We start from the raw sequence: 15,926 nt of genomic DNA, 5'->3' as shown, positions 1-15,926 counted from the left end.
ACTATTTAACTATTGTTATAGATCCGTTTTTCGTGTTTTTATCTTCTGTCATAATCACATAATAATACACGGCATTTACGGCATTAAAAGGCAATTCACTTTCTGGCCAATTATTTTGATAGTCCTTGGTTTTAAAAACTATTTTTCCGTAGGAATCCATGATAACTATTTCGGTATTTGTACCACTTACATATGCATTTGGAATTACCCAAGTATCGTTTGCTCCATCCCCATTAGGACTAACTAAATTTGGAATTTTATCAACATCTGGAAATGGGTCTTCTGCTTGAATTACAGTAAAATCGTATTCTTTTGAAGCTTGGCAACCTGTAGTTTCGGTAATGATTACTTTATAATTTCCTTCTTGGCTAGCTTCATAAGTATCTGCTAAAGCATCTGTAATAAGCACATCATTAAAAAACCATTGGTATTCTGGATTTGTTGCAGATGAAGTGATAATAACTTCTAAAGTTTCGTCTGATTCTATAGTGTTTTCTTCAAAAACATTGATACTACTTGAAAACTGTTCGCTTATTAAATCGATACTACCCATTGCGACACATCCACCTAAATCTACACGGACTTCAAATAATCCGGATTCTGTAGTTGCATACATTTGGTTGGTAGCACCCGAAATAAGAGTTCCATCGTGATACCATTGATACGATTCACCGTTTGTTGTACTTAAGAAAGTTGGCGAATTGCTTGGGCAATACGGATTTCCTAAACTAGAATTTATTACAGTTTCTACACTTGAAGTAGCTTCAGAAACCTGCACTCTATTAGAATAAGAATTTGAAGTACAAGAACCATAATCTGTTTCTACAAAATAAGTTCCGGGAACATCTACAGCTAAACTAGGTCCATCAGCAACAAAAACAGATGTTGTAAGACTTGTTTCCTTGTACCATTTAAAAGATAAAGAAGGATAGTTTAGTGGAGAATCATTGGTTCCTGTTCCAGGATTATCAATGGTTAACAAATAGCTTCCGCCGCCACAAAAAACCGCAGTATCTATTAAATTATTAATGGTGAATGGTTCGTCTTGTACTTTATAATATGCAGAAAACGCTACAGATCTAGAGCTAGTTGCAACGGGAGTCGTACTTCTTATTTTTATTTTATATCCTTCACCAGCAAGATTTGTTGGTAATAAAAAATTTAAAGTTGCAGGAGAAGTAGTTATATCTCCAGCATTGGTTGGAATAATAATTGTTTCGTTTGTAAAATCGCCATTGGCATCAGACAATAAAATAGTAAATTGATTCGACGCATCTAGTGGCGCACTATGTGAAAAGACAAAATTGACATTATAGGAATTAAAAGACGCATTTGCACATGCTTGGCTGAATCCTAAATTTGGAGTCCCAATTACAATTTGTGCATTTATTTTTTGAGAAACTAAAAAAACACTAATGCATAATCCTAAAAACAATTTACATACAAAGGTAGTTTTCATCATTCACTTACTTATTAAAGACAAATACTAAAAGTATATGCTTATTTAAACGTCATGCTTCCGCATTTAAGACGGCCATATTATATTGTTGAATTCTAATCAATATTAGATGCAAGAATTTTATTAATACGAAGTCTAAAGTCTAGTCTATTATCATTTTTAATATCAATAAATGTTTCCGAATCGAGACCTTTAGAATACACATTAAAAAAACTACTGTTACCATACCAGTTTTCTAAATCTTCATTATCACTATTATACTCCTTAAAGATATTTCCATTACAATTATTGAAATACATTTTTTGAAACATTATTTTCTTTAAATTTTCGTTATTCACACGAACGCTATTATCGATTAAAACGGCAGGACTAAAACCAGATATTACGCTCTCTTTCATACTAAGAGATGCATCATTACCTATAAAAACAGCTTCCTTTACTAGGTCTAATTTAATTTCGTAATCTAAATCATCACTTATGTTCACCAATGTTAAATTTAATGCCGTTACTGCAGTTTCCTGTTTAATAAAACTAACATCCTCTCCTTTTTCGTAGGATGCAATATTTAGACATCTGGATCCTTTAGAGCTAGAAACATAAGAAGATCGAACTGCTAACGAATTGAATAAATTACTCTGCGTTCCATAATTAAAGTTATAGTCGATACGATTCGATTTATAAGAAACCAATTTTTCTAAGTATAGTTCTCCACCATATATATCAAACGAATTACCTGCAGAATAGCTTACCATCACATTATCAATTGTTGTTTCGGTACCCACACCTGCTAATAGTAATGCATTAAAATTATCACCGTCTCTTGTTCTTTTACCCGCATATTCTATTCTTACATATCGTAAAATCCCAGCATTACTTTCTAGATTTTCTCCTCCATAGCTAATATCTATAGAAGCATCTGTTGCAAAATTGTAGCCCGTTAAAACGCCATTGCCGTACGTATTAATTGGTGCATCTCCAAGAATAATTATACCTCCCCAATCTCCAGCTTTTTTCACACTTCTATTGGAGGTAAAAATAATAGGATCTGTTTCTAGACCGTTAGCGATTATGGTAGCTCCTTTAGTAATAGTTAGCGATCCTTTGGTTTTAAAATCACCAATAATAACAGTACCTGGTTCAATAGTTAGCACCGCACCATTTGTAACAAAAACGTCACCTAATAACATATAGGTATTTCGCTTTAGTAATTTTGTGTCTGTTGAAATGATTCCTGTAAGAATTTCGTTAGCCTCATTATATTCCACGAGGTCAGGTCTAAATTCTGTCCAAGAACTTAACCAATTGCTATTGCCTATGACACCTTTTTCCTGCTGCGCAAGGGCACTACCAATAAATAAAAGAAATATAGATACGATTTTAGGTAAATGTTTCATAACGAAAAATATTTAATAATTCAAAGTAGGTTAATTAAGATGGTAAATCTAGAAAGAAATTCCATGTAATGCAAATATTATCGATGAAATACAAATTTTAAAATGAAAATATAAAAAATAGAAAAGCCCGATTAACAGCTTTTTACGTAATAAAACGACTGTTAATCGGGCTTTTACAAAATTTAAACAAACTAATCTTAGAAAATAAACTTTAAAAATTTAAAATTATATTGAAATCCTTTTCTTACAAGTGTAATTATATTCAAGTTACTCTGTTTTTTTTTAGAAGTTATATTTAAAACTTATTTTCCTGTCCGTAAATATGCAGGGACTTTAAAACTTGTTCATAAAACAAAATAGCTGCTATTAAATTAGCTTTATCAGAGTATGGCAAAATTCTACTCTGAAAGGCAATGGTATTTTCAAAGTAACTTCTAGTCGCCTCATGATGCTCTTCCAATGCATTTCTATTCTCTTTGGAATCTGGAATACCAAAACTAGACATTGTAATACCTGGTTTAATTCCGAAAGCAATGGATGGCAATAGTTTAATAATGATTTCCATTCGTTCGGTATATAACTCCAATAATTTCCCTTTTTGCATATCCTCTAACTCTTTAAGATCATGATATTTAGAGATAGCAACATCTTTATTAATAATACTCTTAGGCGCCCCACTTTTATTTTGAGCCGTTCCTACTCCTGTAATTAATAAAAAAATAACACTAAAAAAAACAAGTTTAAGCTTCATATTTGTAAGTCTTTAATAATTAAAATTATGTAACAAATCTAGGCAAATATTCAAAAAGCACAACGTTACATTTTAATTTACGGACACAAAACAGGACTTCTTCATATATAATTGATATGTAAAAATTAAAGAAACCTAACCGTATAAAAATCATCTAAATTAAAGCTATCACTGTATTTCACAGCATATCAAACAAGGAAAAAATACATGCAATTATTAGTAAAAATAAATATGAAAAAAAATTAATAAAAAAACACATTTATCACGACAAAAAACGTTTTACACCTGCTAAACTGCTTATTTTTGAAAGTTTTTACCTACAGTTAAATTTGAAAAATAAGTCTTATTAGGTTGAAAAAATGGTATAAATAATCCCTTAGTTTTACATTTCAAACTATGGTTTTAAGTTTTTGAAATTTGCCCCAAAATAATTAATTAAATTCGTAGTTTATATTGTAAATTACATCCTTATTTTGTAGAGAACAAAACCTAATATTAAAAGTGTGTATTTAAAAGCGAAATACATAGCTATATTGCAAACAAGACTTCAACATACTTGTATTTGCAAATAGCAAAAGATTATAAATAATTCCATTTAAATGAATAATAACATGTATCATTCTACTATTAAAACAAAACTAGTTCATCTTTCACTCCTTCTTGTAATTTCATCTACAATTTTAAATTGTAAAGACAAAGAAGTTACATCTTCAAAAACAGAAACGATTTCAAAAACAGAAGCTCCAGAAGGCATGATTTGGGTGGAACAAAAAACATTTTTACAAGGTGCAAAAGCGTCTGATAATTATGCCATGCCAAGAGAAAAACCAGCGCATATGGTAACTGTAGATGGTTTTTACATGGACCTTACGGAAGTTACCAATAAGCAGTTTAAAAAGTTTGTTGATGCTACCAAATATGTCACTATTGCCGAACGACAAATTGATTGGGAAGAAATGAAAAAAGCACTTCCACCCAACACACCAAAACCTCATGATTCTATTCTACAACCTGGTAGTTTAATTTTTAATAAAAGTGTTAATGCTGTGGTAAACATGGAAAACTACGGACAATGGTGGACATGGAGAACTGGTGCAGACTGGAAACACCCTGAAGGTCCAGAATCTTCTATTGAAGGTAAAGACAATTATCCTGTAGTTCATGTTGCATATCCAGATGTAATGGCTTATTGTGAATGGGCAAACAGACGTTTACCAACAGAAGCCGAATGGGAGTCTGCTGCACAAGGTTCTAATACCGATGCTATTTTTACTTGGGGAAATGACCCTACTCGTTTAGATGCTAACGCAAATACTTGGCAAGGTGTATTTCCTACTACAAATGATCCTAAAGACGGATTCGAATTTATTTCTCCTGTAAAATCTTATACCCCAAACAGTATTGGTTTATATGATATGGCTGGAAATGTTTGGGAAATTACTAGTGATTTCTTTAATGTAAAATATTATAGTGAAATAGATCCTTCTAAACCACTTTTAAATCCGAAAGGAGCCAATCAACATTACAATCCTAATAACCCTTATGAAGTAGAACACGTAATGAAAGGTGGTTCTTTTTTATGTCATGCTTCTTATTGTGCTAGTTTTAGAATTTCAGCAAAAATGGGGGTTTCTACAGATTCTGGGTCTGATCACATGGGTTTTAGAACCGTTGCAACCCCAGACATGTTATCTTCTAAATAAAATTTAATTTACTAAAGGACTTATTAAGGATTTTTACGTCATCAACTTCTAACCATTTATCTAGAATGGTGGCGTAAATACTCCTAAAGTCAACGGTATGAATAATGTCTCCGTTTTTATCTAATTGATTTAAATTAGGCATGTCATTATAAAACCCTTTGTTGTTTAAATCGTCACCAATAATAAAAACATTATTTGCTGCGCCATGGTCTGTACCACCACCAGCATTTTGTTTTACTCGTCTTCCAAACTCGGAGAACGTAACAATTAAAGTATCTTTAAAGGTATCGTTTTTCTTTAAATCGTCTACAAAAACAGCTACAGTTTCACTGTAGGTTTTTAATAATTGTGCTTGTTTTTTTTCTTGATTTGCATGGGTATCAAAACCGCCCATAGAAACATAATATACTTTACTTTCTATATGAGAATTAATAAATTCTGCAGTCGTTTTTAATTGTTTAGCAAAAGGATTATTTGGGTATTCTAACTTACTCTTAGACGTTTTTGTTTTTTCGTAAATATATTTCGCAGATGATTTTGCCTCAATCATGGTTTTATATAAATACCCTAAATTATGCTCACTTAAATGCGCATCGGTTTGATAATTTAGTACCTTTTTAAAATACGGAGTCTGTGCATTTGTATTAAATATTTTTGGGTTTCTTGTGGCAATTCCGTTAATATTTTCTCCTTTTAAAATTAAAGAAAGGCTATCATCTAACTCAATACCAGAATATGGAGCTTTACCATAGGCGTCTATATATCTACCCAACCAACCTGTGTTTAAATATTCGTTAGAGCCACTTGCAGATTGCCAAATATCTGTAGATCTAAAATGAGATCTATTAGGATTTGGATAGCCAACATTATTAATAATTGTTACATGTCCTTGATCGTATAATTCTTTAAGTGGCCCAAGATTTTTATGAAACCCTATTTCATCATTTATCTTTAAAACACTTCCTTTAGGAATAGCTAAATCAGGTCTGCTTTTATAATAAATATCATTGGTATATGGAATAATGGTATTTAAACCATCATTACCTCCTGCTAGTTGAATAATTACCAGTTTTTTATAGCCCAATTTAGAAGTAGCCACATCCTCAAATGCTTTACAAAATTGGGTACAAAAAATAAACTACTTGCTAACGTACTTTGTTTAATGAAATTTCTTCTTTTCATGATGTATGGATTAACAAAGTTGATATTCTGGAATGGACATTAATTGAATACAAAACGATTTATTAGATCTAATTTTCAAACTATCTAATAAGTGTTGTGTATCCGCATCTAGTTTGGAAGTTATGACAAGATGTTGTAATTCTTTAGGAGTTAATTTACCGTATTCATTCTCAAATGCATCCCAATTTACTTCTGTTTTAATATACTTATTGCGTCCTTTATTTTTCGTATAATACGCCTCAAAGGAATCTTCAAAATCTCCTTTTTCTTCTAGATTAATAACCGCATTGTTTAATAATACTGCTGGTAATTTCATCCTAAATAGTATTGTATTAGAATCTATCCAATTTTTATCCCCTTTCCAACCAGCAACATTTACAGGGTACAAAAGTGTTTGTCCCATCATTTTTTGTAAATAAAGCAAACGTTGCTCCTTTTCAAATGTAAAAGGAATTGTTGTTTGTATACCGACTAATAGTTCTATTGGAGATTTTATTTTCACCCCAATATTTTTATCCTCATAAAACCAATTGGAACTAAAAATATAATGCATTAAATTAGTAATACTATATTCTTCATAAAAAACATTGGTGATTTCTTCTAATCTATTTTCATCAATTTTAGGGTTGATAAAATACGTGTATACTTTTTTACAAATAAATCTAGCACATTGTTTTTGCTCTAGAATGATATCAATAATAGCATCTCCATTAAAATTTCCAGTTTTATCAAAAAAGGTTTTAGATTCGAAATCGTGTTTTTTTTCGACTAGTTTAAAATCACCTTTTTTATCAAAATTATAACCCGTAAACGCTCTTGCAGATTCTTTAATGTCTTGTTCTTTATAATTTCCAACACCTAAAGTAAAGAGCTCCATGAGTTCTCTTGCAAAGTTTTCGTTAGGATTCTTCTTCACATTTTGCTTTAAGTTTAGATACTTAATCATGGAAGGTTCTTTAGAAATTGCTTTCACAAAACTTTTAAAATCCCCTAAAGCATTCTCTCTTAAAACATTATTGTATTGCTGAATATGCAAAATGTGATTATCTCTACAAACAAAAACATTCGCCCAAAAAAGGGTCATTTTTTCTCTTAAAATAGTATCGGTTTCAGAGAGTCTATTTATCCAAGCATAGTTTAGTTCTCTAACTTTTTTTCTACTTTTCTTTTGGAGTTCTCTAACTTCTTCTTTACCTAATTCCAGTTTTAATTGCTTGCCGGATTTGCTTTTAAAAATTTCAAATTCACTTACATCAATATCTAACGGAACAACTTTTTTAGAATTAGAAAATAAGTTAGAAACAATATTTTTTTTTGACTTCGGTTTTAAAACGTCTAGATCTCTATAATTTATACCAAAACCAACTCTACTATATAAATGTTGAATATGTTTTTGCTTCATAATAGAGATCTATTTCTTTTTAGACATTAAAATAATAAGAAAGTTTAATACTGTATCTTTTACATATAGTGAAATCAGAATTATATCAATATAAACGTATTAGTCTATTAAAGAGAACGCTTTCGATACTCTTGTAACTCTAATATAAAAAGCTCCCCAATCCACATCTTCATCGGTTGTAAACCAAGCACTCAAATCTGTTTCTCCTTTAGTAAAGTTTCCTTTAAATGTTAATGCTTTTGCATCATTTGTTACATTCATAGTTTGTTCCCAAGCACCAATTTTTACACCACCAGATTTGAAGTTCATCGTTCTACCTTCAGAAATAGCTTCGGTTGAAATTGTACCTTCTCTTCCTTCTGCAGCAGCATTAATAGCTAAGTCAGATTCAAAAGCCCATCTACTTAATTCAATAGTATAGGTACCAGATTGTTCAAACTCTACAGTAAATTCACCTCCTATTGGATTCTTTTTTGCTTCTCTAATATAATTCTGATTCCAAGGAATTTTAGAATCATGTACATGCGTATCATGACACGTTAATTCTATAGGATTTTGATTATCGGAACCTAAAACAATAATAGGAAACTGATTAAATTCTGTAGATACAGAACTCCACCATTCATTATAATAGCCACGCATTTTTTCTACTTTCTCTGGAAACTGCGCTGCTAAGTCCTTTTCTTGTCCAGGATCTGTAGACACATCATACAATTCTGTTCCATTAACCAATCTCATTTTATCTGACATCACGGCACTTTTTCTCCATTTTATCGGACTTTGAACACGTTGTGAATCTGTAATTAAATATTCTCTACCAATGGTGTTTTCCGTTCCTAAAAGAAGTGTTGAGATATCAGAACCATCCAATTCCTTTTGTCTTTCTGGTAATTCTAAACCACATAAAGTTGCTAAGGTTGGTAAAATATCTAAATGCGCAGTTAAGTCGGTAACATCTTTACCTCCTGTAATATTCTTATCTGGATACGATATAAAAAATGGCACTCTGTGTCCACCTTCATATTCACTGTTCTTTGTTCCTTTCATTCCACCATTAAAACCGTATAACTTACCACCAACTGTTTTATAACCCGAAGCGGTTCCGTTATCTGTCATAAAAATAAGGATGGTATTATCTGCAATATTTAAATCTTCCAATTTCTTTTGAAGCTTCGCAAAGTTGTCATCTACATTGGTAATCATTCCGTAAAATATTTTCTGAAACTCTGGAATGTCTAAATCTTTGTATTTATTATAATATGCTTCTGGAACATTATAAGGTAGATGCGGTGCATTAGTAGAAATATATGCGAAAAATGGTGCATCCTTTTTATCTTCAATATATTTTATAGCCTCATCAAACCAAACATCGGTACAATATCCTTCATACTTTGTAGGTACGCCATTTTTAAAATAAGTATCATCAAAATAATCATTATCCCAATAATCTGGCGTCTGACCAACACCACCTCCACCATGGGAAACAGTGTATTTAAAACCTTTATCTTGAGGTCTAGAAGGGTACGTATCTCCTAAATGCCATTTACCAAACATTGCTGTTTCGTATCCATTTTCTTGAAAAACATTAGCCAAAGTAACTTCGTCTTTTCTTAAAATAGAAACACCTCCTATAGTATGCCATACACCAACTCTATCTGCATATCGACCTGTCATTAAACCAGATCTTGAAGGTGCACAAGTTGGCCCAACATGAAAGTCTGTTAAACGAACAGATTCATCATGAAACTTATCTAAAGCGGGCGTTTTTACCAAGGTATTACCATGCGCTCCAATATCTCCATATCCTTGATCATCTGTAATAATTACAATGACATTAGGTTGCTTTGTTTTAGAAGTTGTTTCCGTTTTTTTGGATTGCGAAGTACATGAAAATGTAATTCCTACAAGGACAATTAGTAATGCTATTTTTTTATTCATTTTGATTTTATTTTTAAAAGTAGATAATGCGTCTTCGTTTTTATTAAATAATTTTCAACCTATTCTGGTAAGTCTTTTTTCCAATCTTTCCACAAGCTTTTAAGCGCACTGACTATTTGCTTGTTATTTTCTGCGACATTGTTTTTCTCCTTCGGATCATTTGAAATATCGTATAATTCTTCTTTGTTAATGTCTTCATTAAATAAAAGTTTCCAATCCCCATTTCTAACTGCTCCTGTTGCCCAATGGTTGGATTTTTCTTTTGGAAAACGCCATTCCCAAAATAAGGGTTTTGTTCTTTTAAAGTTATGATTTTCTAAAATAGAACGTATGTTTTCACCATCAATACTATAATCTTTTGGTAATTCTGTTTCTGCTAAACTTGCAAATGTTGGCAATAAATCTACTGTAGACAGTACACTTGTAGAATCTACTTTATTTTCTTGGACATGATTTTTCCATTTTACAATGAAAGGCACTACAACACCACCTTCATAAATATCTACTTTTCTACCTTTTAAACCTGCAGTAGAACCAGCCTCTAAAGATGGACCATAAGCTGCAGGACCATTATCACTAGAGAAAATAATTAATGTGTTTTCATCTAATCCCATTTCAGATATGGACGCTAATAATCTTCCTATATGATAATCGGCATCTTTTAAAACTGCATAATAGGTTTCCTTGCTTGGCGATAAACCTTTAAAAGATTTGCGTTGTTCTTCGGAAGGCCATAAAGGCGTATGAGGATCTTTTAACCAAAGATTTACAAACATAGGTTGTTTCCCTTTATTTCTTTTGATGAAATCGATTGTTTCATCTACAGCAATTTTACTAGAACTTTGCACCCATAAGGTATCACTATCCATATATCGCGTAGTTTCCCATTTTTGATCACCTTTCCAAGTTGGTCCATTTCCGTTCCAAACTCTGGCTTCATCATAACCATATGTTTTAGGTTCTGGAGCTGAAGGATCTCCATGCGGTTTTCCTCCACCTCCCAAATGCCATTTTCCAAAATGTGCTGTTTTATAGCCTGCTTTTTGCATGGTTTGCGGTAGATAAACCGGTAAGGAATCATTCAAATAATTTGGCATGTTACGTCTTGCATTCACTTCATTTCCTGCAAAATGACCGTGAACACGATGTCTTGCTGGAAAATGTCCTGTTAACACCGAAGATCTACTAGGAGAACAAACGCCACTGGTAACATGAAACTGTGTAAATCGTGTACCTTCAGCAGCCATTTTATCTAAATTTGGTGTGGATACTTCTGTGTTTCCATAAACCCCTAAATCGCCATATCCCCAATCATCAGCAAAAACAAAAATGATGTTTGGTCTGGTATCTTCTTTTTCTGCTACAACTTCTTTTTTAGTGTTATTACAAGAAAACATCGCAAGTATAATTACTGCTAATGATATATGTTTTAATATACTTATTCTCATTTTCGTATTAATTTTTAAACGTTTCTGTCTTTTGTTCTTGGACTAATGCCGCTGCTAATTCATTTACCTTCTCTGGATATTTACTAGCTAAATTAATCGTTTGTCCAATATCTTCTTTCAGATTGAAGAGCTGTACGCTATCCTTGTCCGTTGCAAAACGTTGTCCTTCTACAAACCATTCTGGTATTCTGGCGTGATATCCATCTTTATCATTTATATACAACCAATCCCCTTTTCTAACGGCGTATTTGGTGGTAAATGTATTATGAATAATATTTTCTCTTACAGCCTTATTATTTTCTGTTAACCACAACTCCGAAAAATTATAACTATCGTGTTGAAAACCTTTTGGTAAATCACTATTGGTAATAGTAGCTAGCGTATTTAGAATATCAATTTGACTAAATAATTGATCACTTGTAGTTCCTGCTTTTATTTTATTTGGCCATTTTACAATAAAAGGCACATGGTGTCCACCTTCGTAAACATCTCTTTTTACACCCCTAAATGGATGCGAACTATCGTGATTGTAGTTTTTAATACGATCATAAGCATATCGCTCTGATCCATTATCGGAAGTAAAAATAACAATGGTATTCTCGTCCGCATCAATTGCCTTTAAAGCCGCTAAAACTTGTCCGACAGCATCATCTGTTTGATATACCCAATCACCATAAGCACCTGCTTCACTTTTTCCTTTAAATGCTTTATTCGGAATTATTGGTGCATGCGGAGAAGGAAAAGGCATGTATAAAAAGAAAGGCTTCTCTGCTTTTTCTTGATTTTTTATGAAAGTTACCGCTGAACTGGTAACCGTTGGTAAAACGTTATAGAAATCCCAATCTTTAACTGCTGGTCCTGGTCTTAATTCCCAGTTACCTTCTAAAGGAAAATCTTTTCTTGGAAGTTGTAAGGTTATGGTTGGAGTTTCGGTAACCTTATCATTTTTAATCCAAGTATACGGAGGGAAATTAATGGTACCATCACCAAAATAAGAATCAAAGCCAATAGATAAAGGACCATTAGGAATATTTTTATTCCAATCATAAGCCTGAGCTGGCCAAATTTCTAATTCCTTTTTGCCACGTATAACGGTTTCTTTTTGAGTAAAGTCTTTCTTTCGGATAGCTTCCCAATTCCAACCTAAATGCCATTTACCAATTGCTGCAGTATGATACCCGTTTGCTTTAAGAATTTTAGGTAAAGTCACCTGATTTTCTTTAAAAACAGATTCTCCCATCGCATGTACAATATCATTAAAATCTCTCCAATGATAACGGCCAGATAAAAGTGCATACCTACTAGGTGTACAAATACCTGAAGAACTGTGAGCGTCTGTCATTAAAAGACCTTCCTTTGCTAATTGATCTAAATTGGGAGTTGGTATTTTAGATTTCGGATTTTGAATTGCCAAATCTCCGTACCCCATATCATCGGCATAAAAGATGATTATATTGGGTTTATTCTCAGGTTCTGTTGGTTTTGTTTGTTGTTGACAAGATGTGAAACACACCAGCATGAAAACATAAAAGTAGGCACTTAGCTTCATGGTTTTTGTTCTATTTATTGTTTTAATTTTTCCAGTCAATTTTGGCTTTCTTGTTTTCCAAATCTACCCAAATACTTGCATGCTCGTAATTTCTGGTTAAAATCCAATCGTTTACCTGCATGTCATTTAAAGGCTTTCCTAAAGGTTTATCAAATTCTGGATACCATAAAAGGGACCCCATACTTAATCGATAACCCCAATTATAAATAAGATACGAATGTTTTTGTGCTCCAGCTAAAAAAGAAGCTAAAGCAAAAGTTATATGCTCTTTAGAAATTTCTTCTTTTTCTTTCTCTGATTTAGCCATGAACTTTTTGTTCAACCATGCGTTTTCTGGCCAAGCCTTAAACACTACAATTTTACCAGTTTTACCTGCTTTTTCCATTTCTTGAATATCTTGAAGCATACTTTCTTTAGTTTTGCTATTAAAATATCCAAAATGCTCAATCATGATGGCATCTGTATTTTCAGGAAAATTATTACCTACATTTCTAATTGGTGTAGAACGAATACCGTTATAAACGATTAATTTATCGTCACCAATTTTAGCTCTAGTTTCTTGAATTAAATCTTTTAACCCTTGTTGAATGGCGTCAAATTTTTCCGTTCCCCATAATCTTTCATTTCCAGGGTTGGTTACCTGTACTAATGCATCAAAGAAAACACCATCGATATTTTCATTCTTTACATTTTCTAAAGCAACATTAGACCACCAATCTCTAAGTTCTGAATTCGATAAATCGTAACGTTTAATCTTATTATCTTTTAAATCGAATTCCCCTTTTGCTGTTTTTAGCCACCAATCTTCCTTCTTTTGATATTCTTTGTGTGCCGCATACATGCTATAATCTAAAAAAGCATTCCAATAAAACACCACTTTCATATCGGCATTTAAATCCTTTAAGACTTTTGCATCGGCAGCGATAGATTCTTCCGAATATTTATATTTAGGGAAACCATGTGCTTTTTCTAATACCACAAAGTTGGAATGCGAAGCAACAAATTTGGCTTCCTTTTTGGTTAATAGATCTCCTTTTTTTCCGAAGTGAAAAGCTACAGGAACTTTATCCCAACTAAAATCTGGATAATGTGCATCACTTTGAGAAAATGCCGTTTGACTTAAAAGCAAACTGACTAAAAATAAAGAGGTATGTAGAAAAGGGAACTTCATTATGCTTTCTATTATTTAATTGGTGAAATTTTAATCGATTTTAGGCTAGATGTTTTTACATCTCCTTCAACCAAAGCGGATTTAATAACGTGATTTCCTGCAGTTTTAAATTCTAAAATACCCATTCTACGAAATGCATATTTATCGGTTGCAGCTTGTTGGTTTTGAACTTTTACACCTTCATCGGTAGTTGTATTCCAAACCAATCTTCCTTCCCCCTTATATTCTAAATCTAAATAATAATATCCTGGTTTTTGCACATTCACTTCCCAAGTAACAGTACCACCTTCTTGCCAATCGCTAACTTGATTTGCATGTTTCCATTCACCAAATTTTTCCATCCAACGCACATTTTTTTGCTCTGCGCCTTCAGCAACTCCAAACTCGGTTAATAATCTAGTTGGTACATTTGGATAGATTCCTAAGTTGGTTTCTACATTCGCTTCTGCATCTGCAAGTTCCACTTGAATTACAGAGATAAGATCTTCTGGTGCTTTGTAAGGCACGTCTATAATTAACCAATCGTTGTCTTTAGAAAATTGTAATGCGCTACTTTCTGCTCCATTTAAAAGCGAAATACTTTTCACTTTCGATTTTAAACCAGGAACGTATAACTTACCATCTGTTGGCCATTGCCCTACCGATAAATAAAGAGAGTTATTGTTTGTTGTAATATCACCCCAAGGTAATGCATAACCCCAAGGAGAACTACCTGCGGCATAAACTACTTGTGGGTATTTTTGTATCCAACGACCAGATTCTTGTAAAAATTCCATTCCAATAGCAGGAACAGCACCGGTACTATCTGGACCAATATTGAATAAATAAGAACCACCTCTAGCCACGGTTTCTATAACTCTTCCTAAAATTTTCTTAGGACTTTTAAAGTTGTTATCATACCAAGCATAAGACCAAGAATCATTATTGGTATCACAAGTTTCCCATAGACCTTCTACATTTCTAGTTGGCACTTCCATATCACCAATACTAGCATAATCTCCCATACCATAACCAACTCTACTACACATCATAGCATTTGGTTGTAATTCTCTAACCATATCCGCTAATTCAACAACGTACTCTTCTGGCATATCTCCTGGAGTATCAAACCAAACAAAGTCTATTTGACCGTAATTAGTACATATTTCTTTAACCTGAGGTTTACATTTATTATAGAAATAATCTTTAAAATCTGCTTTATTTCCATTTTCATCTACTTCTGGACCTCTAGTACCTCCTGGAGCTGTCCAATCTTGATTATGTGAATAATAGAATCCGAAACCAAGTCCTAATTCTTTACAAGCAGCAGACAACTCATGCATTGGATCTCTTCCAAATGGTGTAGCATCTACAATATTAAAGTCACTTGCTTCCGAATCGAACATTGCAAAACCTTCATGATGTTTACTAGTAATGATAATATATTTCATCCCAGCATCTTTTGCTAATTGCGCAATCAGTTTTGCATCGAATGCTGTAGGATTGAACGTTTTTGCAGTTTCCATATATTCCTTTGGAGAAATATTAGCAACGCGTTTACTCATTAACCATTCACCAATACCGTAATAGGTTTTATCTTCCCAAACACCACCAAGATTTGAAAACAAACCCCAATGGATGAACATTCCGTAGTTACCTTCATCAAACAACTTTGCTTTTCCACTTTTTAAAGCGTCTCCAGAAACGGTAGTTTCTCCCCACATTTCTTCCATTCCCTTTTTATCCTTCACTTGAGAATGCACGTTCATAACACCAATAAGCATTACTAAAACGGAAAACATAAAACATCTTTTGCTAAACATATTCGAACTATTATTTAATTTATTTTTCTTTTAAAATTCGGACAAAAAGCATCTACCTTTTCATCCGTTATGATTCTCTGGAGAGGCATTAACTAATTTGATTTAATGACTCTCAAGAAAATATGGT

The 15,926-nt window shown here is 32.7% G+C and carries 11 protein-coding genes; 1 reads left to right on the top strand and 10 read right to left on the bottom strand.

From position 1 onward, the window contains the following. Window position 1: 1 nt before the first annotated feature. The 3 genes from AMD28_RS12545 to AMD28_RS12535 all read right to left on the bottom strand — a co-directional run bounded on the left by AMD28_RS12545 (window position 2) and on the right by AMD28_RS12535 (window position 3,604). A complete protein-coding gene (locus tag AMD28_RS12545) occupies window positions 2-1,462 on the bottom strand; it encodes a T9SS type B sorting domain-containing protein (RefSeq protein WP_055444486.1) in 1,461 nt (486 codons plus the stop codon). A gap of 92 nt (window positions 1,463-1,554) precedes the next feature. Further along, window positions 1,555-2,853 (bottom strand): hypothetical protein, encoded by a 1,299-nt coding sequence (locus AMD28_RS12540; protein ID WP_055444485.1) that lies wholly within the window; start codon window positions 2,851-2,853, stop codon window positions 1,555-1,557. A 295-nt stretch (window positions 2,854-3,148) separates the two neighbouring features. After that, entirely contained in the window at window positions 3,149-3,604 is a 456-nt protein-coding gene (locus AMD28_RS12535; protein ID WP_055444484.1) for a hypothetical protein, read from the bottom strand. 599 nt (window positions 3,605-4,203) lie between these two features. Here AMD28_RS12535 and AMD28_RS12530 point away from each other — a divergent pair. Further along, window positions 4,204-5,307 (top strand): formylglycine-generating enzyme family protein, encoded by a 1,104-nt coding sequence (locus tag AMD28_RS12530; protein WP_152975603.1) that lies wholly within the window; start codon window positions 4,204-4,206, stop codon window positions 5,305-5,307. Here AMD28_RS12530 and AMD28_RS12525 read toward each other — a convergent pair. From AMD28_RS12525 to AMD28_RS12495, 7 genes are all read right to left on the bottom strand, one after another. Then, window positions 5,300-6,406 (bottom strand): DUF1501 domain-containing protein, encoded by a 1,107-nt coding sequence (locus AMD28_RS12525; protein ID WP_241492502.1) that lies wholly within the window; start codon window positions 6,404-6,406, stop codon window positions 5,300-5,302. The genes AMD28_RS12530 and AMD28_RS12525 overlap by 8 nt on opposite strands. Window positions 6,407-6,499: 93 nt before the next feature. Next, on the bottom strand, window positions 6,500-7,891 hold the full coding sequence (locus AMD28_RS12520; RefSeq protein ID WP_055444483.1) for a DUF1800 domain-containing protein: 1,392 nt from the start codon (window positions 7,889-7,891) through the stop codon (window positions 6,500-6,502). Between the two features lie 99 nt (window positions 7,892-7,990). Then, window positions 7,991-9,829: an arylsulfatase gene (locus tag AMD28_RS12515; RefSeq protein WP_055444482.1), complete on the bottom strand. Its 1,839-nt coding sequence runs from the start codon at window positions 9,827-9,829 to the stop codon at window positions 7,991-7,993. A 59-nt stretch (window positions 9,830-9,888) separates the two neighbouring features. Continuing rightward, complete coding sequence (locus AMD28_RS12510; protein WP_083478310.1) at window positions 9,889-11,277, bottom strand: sulfatase family protein; 1,389 nt, start codon at window positions 11,275-11,277, stop codon at window positions 9,889-9,891. A 7-nt stretch (window positions 11,278-11,284) separates the two neighbouring features. After that, a complete protein-coding gene (locus tag AMD28_RS12505; protein WP_055444599.1) occupies window positions 11,285-12,826 on the bottom strand; it encodes a sulfatase family protein in 1,542 nt (513 codons plus the stop codon). Between the two features lie 22 nt (window positions 12,827-12,848). Continuing rightward, the gene (locus AMD28_RS12500; protein ID WP_083478309.1) at window positions 12,849-13,997 is read right to left on the bottom strand and encodes a putative glycoside hydrolase; all 1,149 of its coding nucleotides are present in this window, start codon (window positions 13,995-13,997) and stop codon (window positions 12,849-12,851) included. A gap of 11 nt (window positions 13,998-14,008) precedes the next feature. After that, a complete protein-coding gene (locus AMD28_RS12495; protein WP_055444480.1) occupies window positions 14,009-15,778 on the bottom strand; it encodes an alpha-L-fucosidase in 1,770 nt (589 codons plus the stop codon). Between the last annotated feature and the right edge of the window lie 148 nt (window positions 15,779-15,926).

It is taken from the genome of Lacinutrix himadriensis, assembly GCF_001418105.1.
In the GTDB taxonomy this organism is placed as follows: domain Bacteria; phylum Bacteroidota; class Bacteroidia; order Flavobacteriales; family Flavobacteriaceae; genus Oceanihabitans; species Oceanihabitans himadriense.
The sequence above is the reverse complement of the archived record's forward strand: the minus strand, read 5'-3'. Positions and strand labels throughout refer to the sequence as shown.

What these genes read in the sequence shown, in the direction of transcription:
- AMD28_RS12545 (WP_055444486.1), bottom strand. Translation starts at nt 1,462, where the DNA reads ATGATGAAAACTACCTTTGTATGTAAATTGTTTTTAGGATTATGCATT.
- AMD28_RS12540 (WP_055444485.1), bottom strand. Translation starts at nt 2,853, where the DNA reads ATGAAACATTTACCTAAAATCGTATCTATATTTCTTTTATTTATTGGT.
- AMD28_RS12535 (WP_055444484.1), bottom strand. Translation starts at nt 3,604, where the DNA reads ATGAAGCTTAAACTTGTTTTTTTTAGTGTTATTTTTTTATTAATTACA.
- AMD28_RS12530 (WP_152975603.1), top strand. Translation starts at nt 4,204, where the DNA reads ATGAATAATAACATGTATCATTCTACTATTAAAACAAAACTAGTTCAT.
- AMD28_RS12520 (WP_055444483.1), bottom strand. Translation starts at nt 7,891, where the DNA reads ATGAAGCAAAAACATATTCAACATTTATATAGTAGAGTTGGTTTTGGT.
- AMD28_RS12515 (WP_055444482.1), bottom strand. Translation starts at nt 9,829, where the DNA reads ATGAATAAAAAAATAGCATTACTAATTGTCCTTGTAGGAATTACATTT.
- AMD28_RS12510 (WP_083478310.1), bottom strand. Translation starts at nt 11,277, where the DNA reads ATGAGAATAAGTATATTAAAACATATATCATTAGCAGTAATTATACTT.
- AMD28_RS12505 (WP_055444599.1), bottom strand. Translation starts at nt 12,826, where the DNA reads ATGAAGCTAAGTGCCTACTTTTATGTTTTCATGCTGGTGTGTTTCACA.
- AMD28_RS12500 (WP_083478309.1), bottom strand. Translation starts at nt 13,997, where the DNA reads ATGAAGTTCCCTTTTCTACATACCTCTTTATTTTTAGTCAGTTTGCTT.
- AMD28_RS12495 (WP_055444480.1), bottom strand. Translation starts at nt 15,778, where the DNA reads ATGTTTTCCGTTTTAGTAATGCTTATTGGTGTTATGAACGTGCATTCT.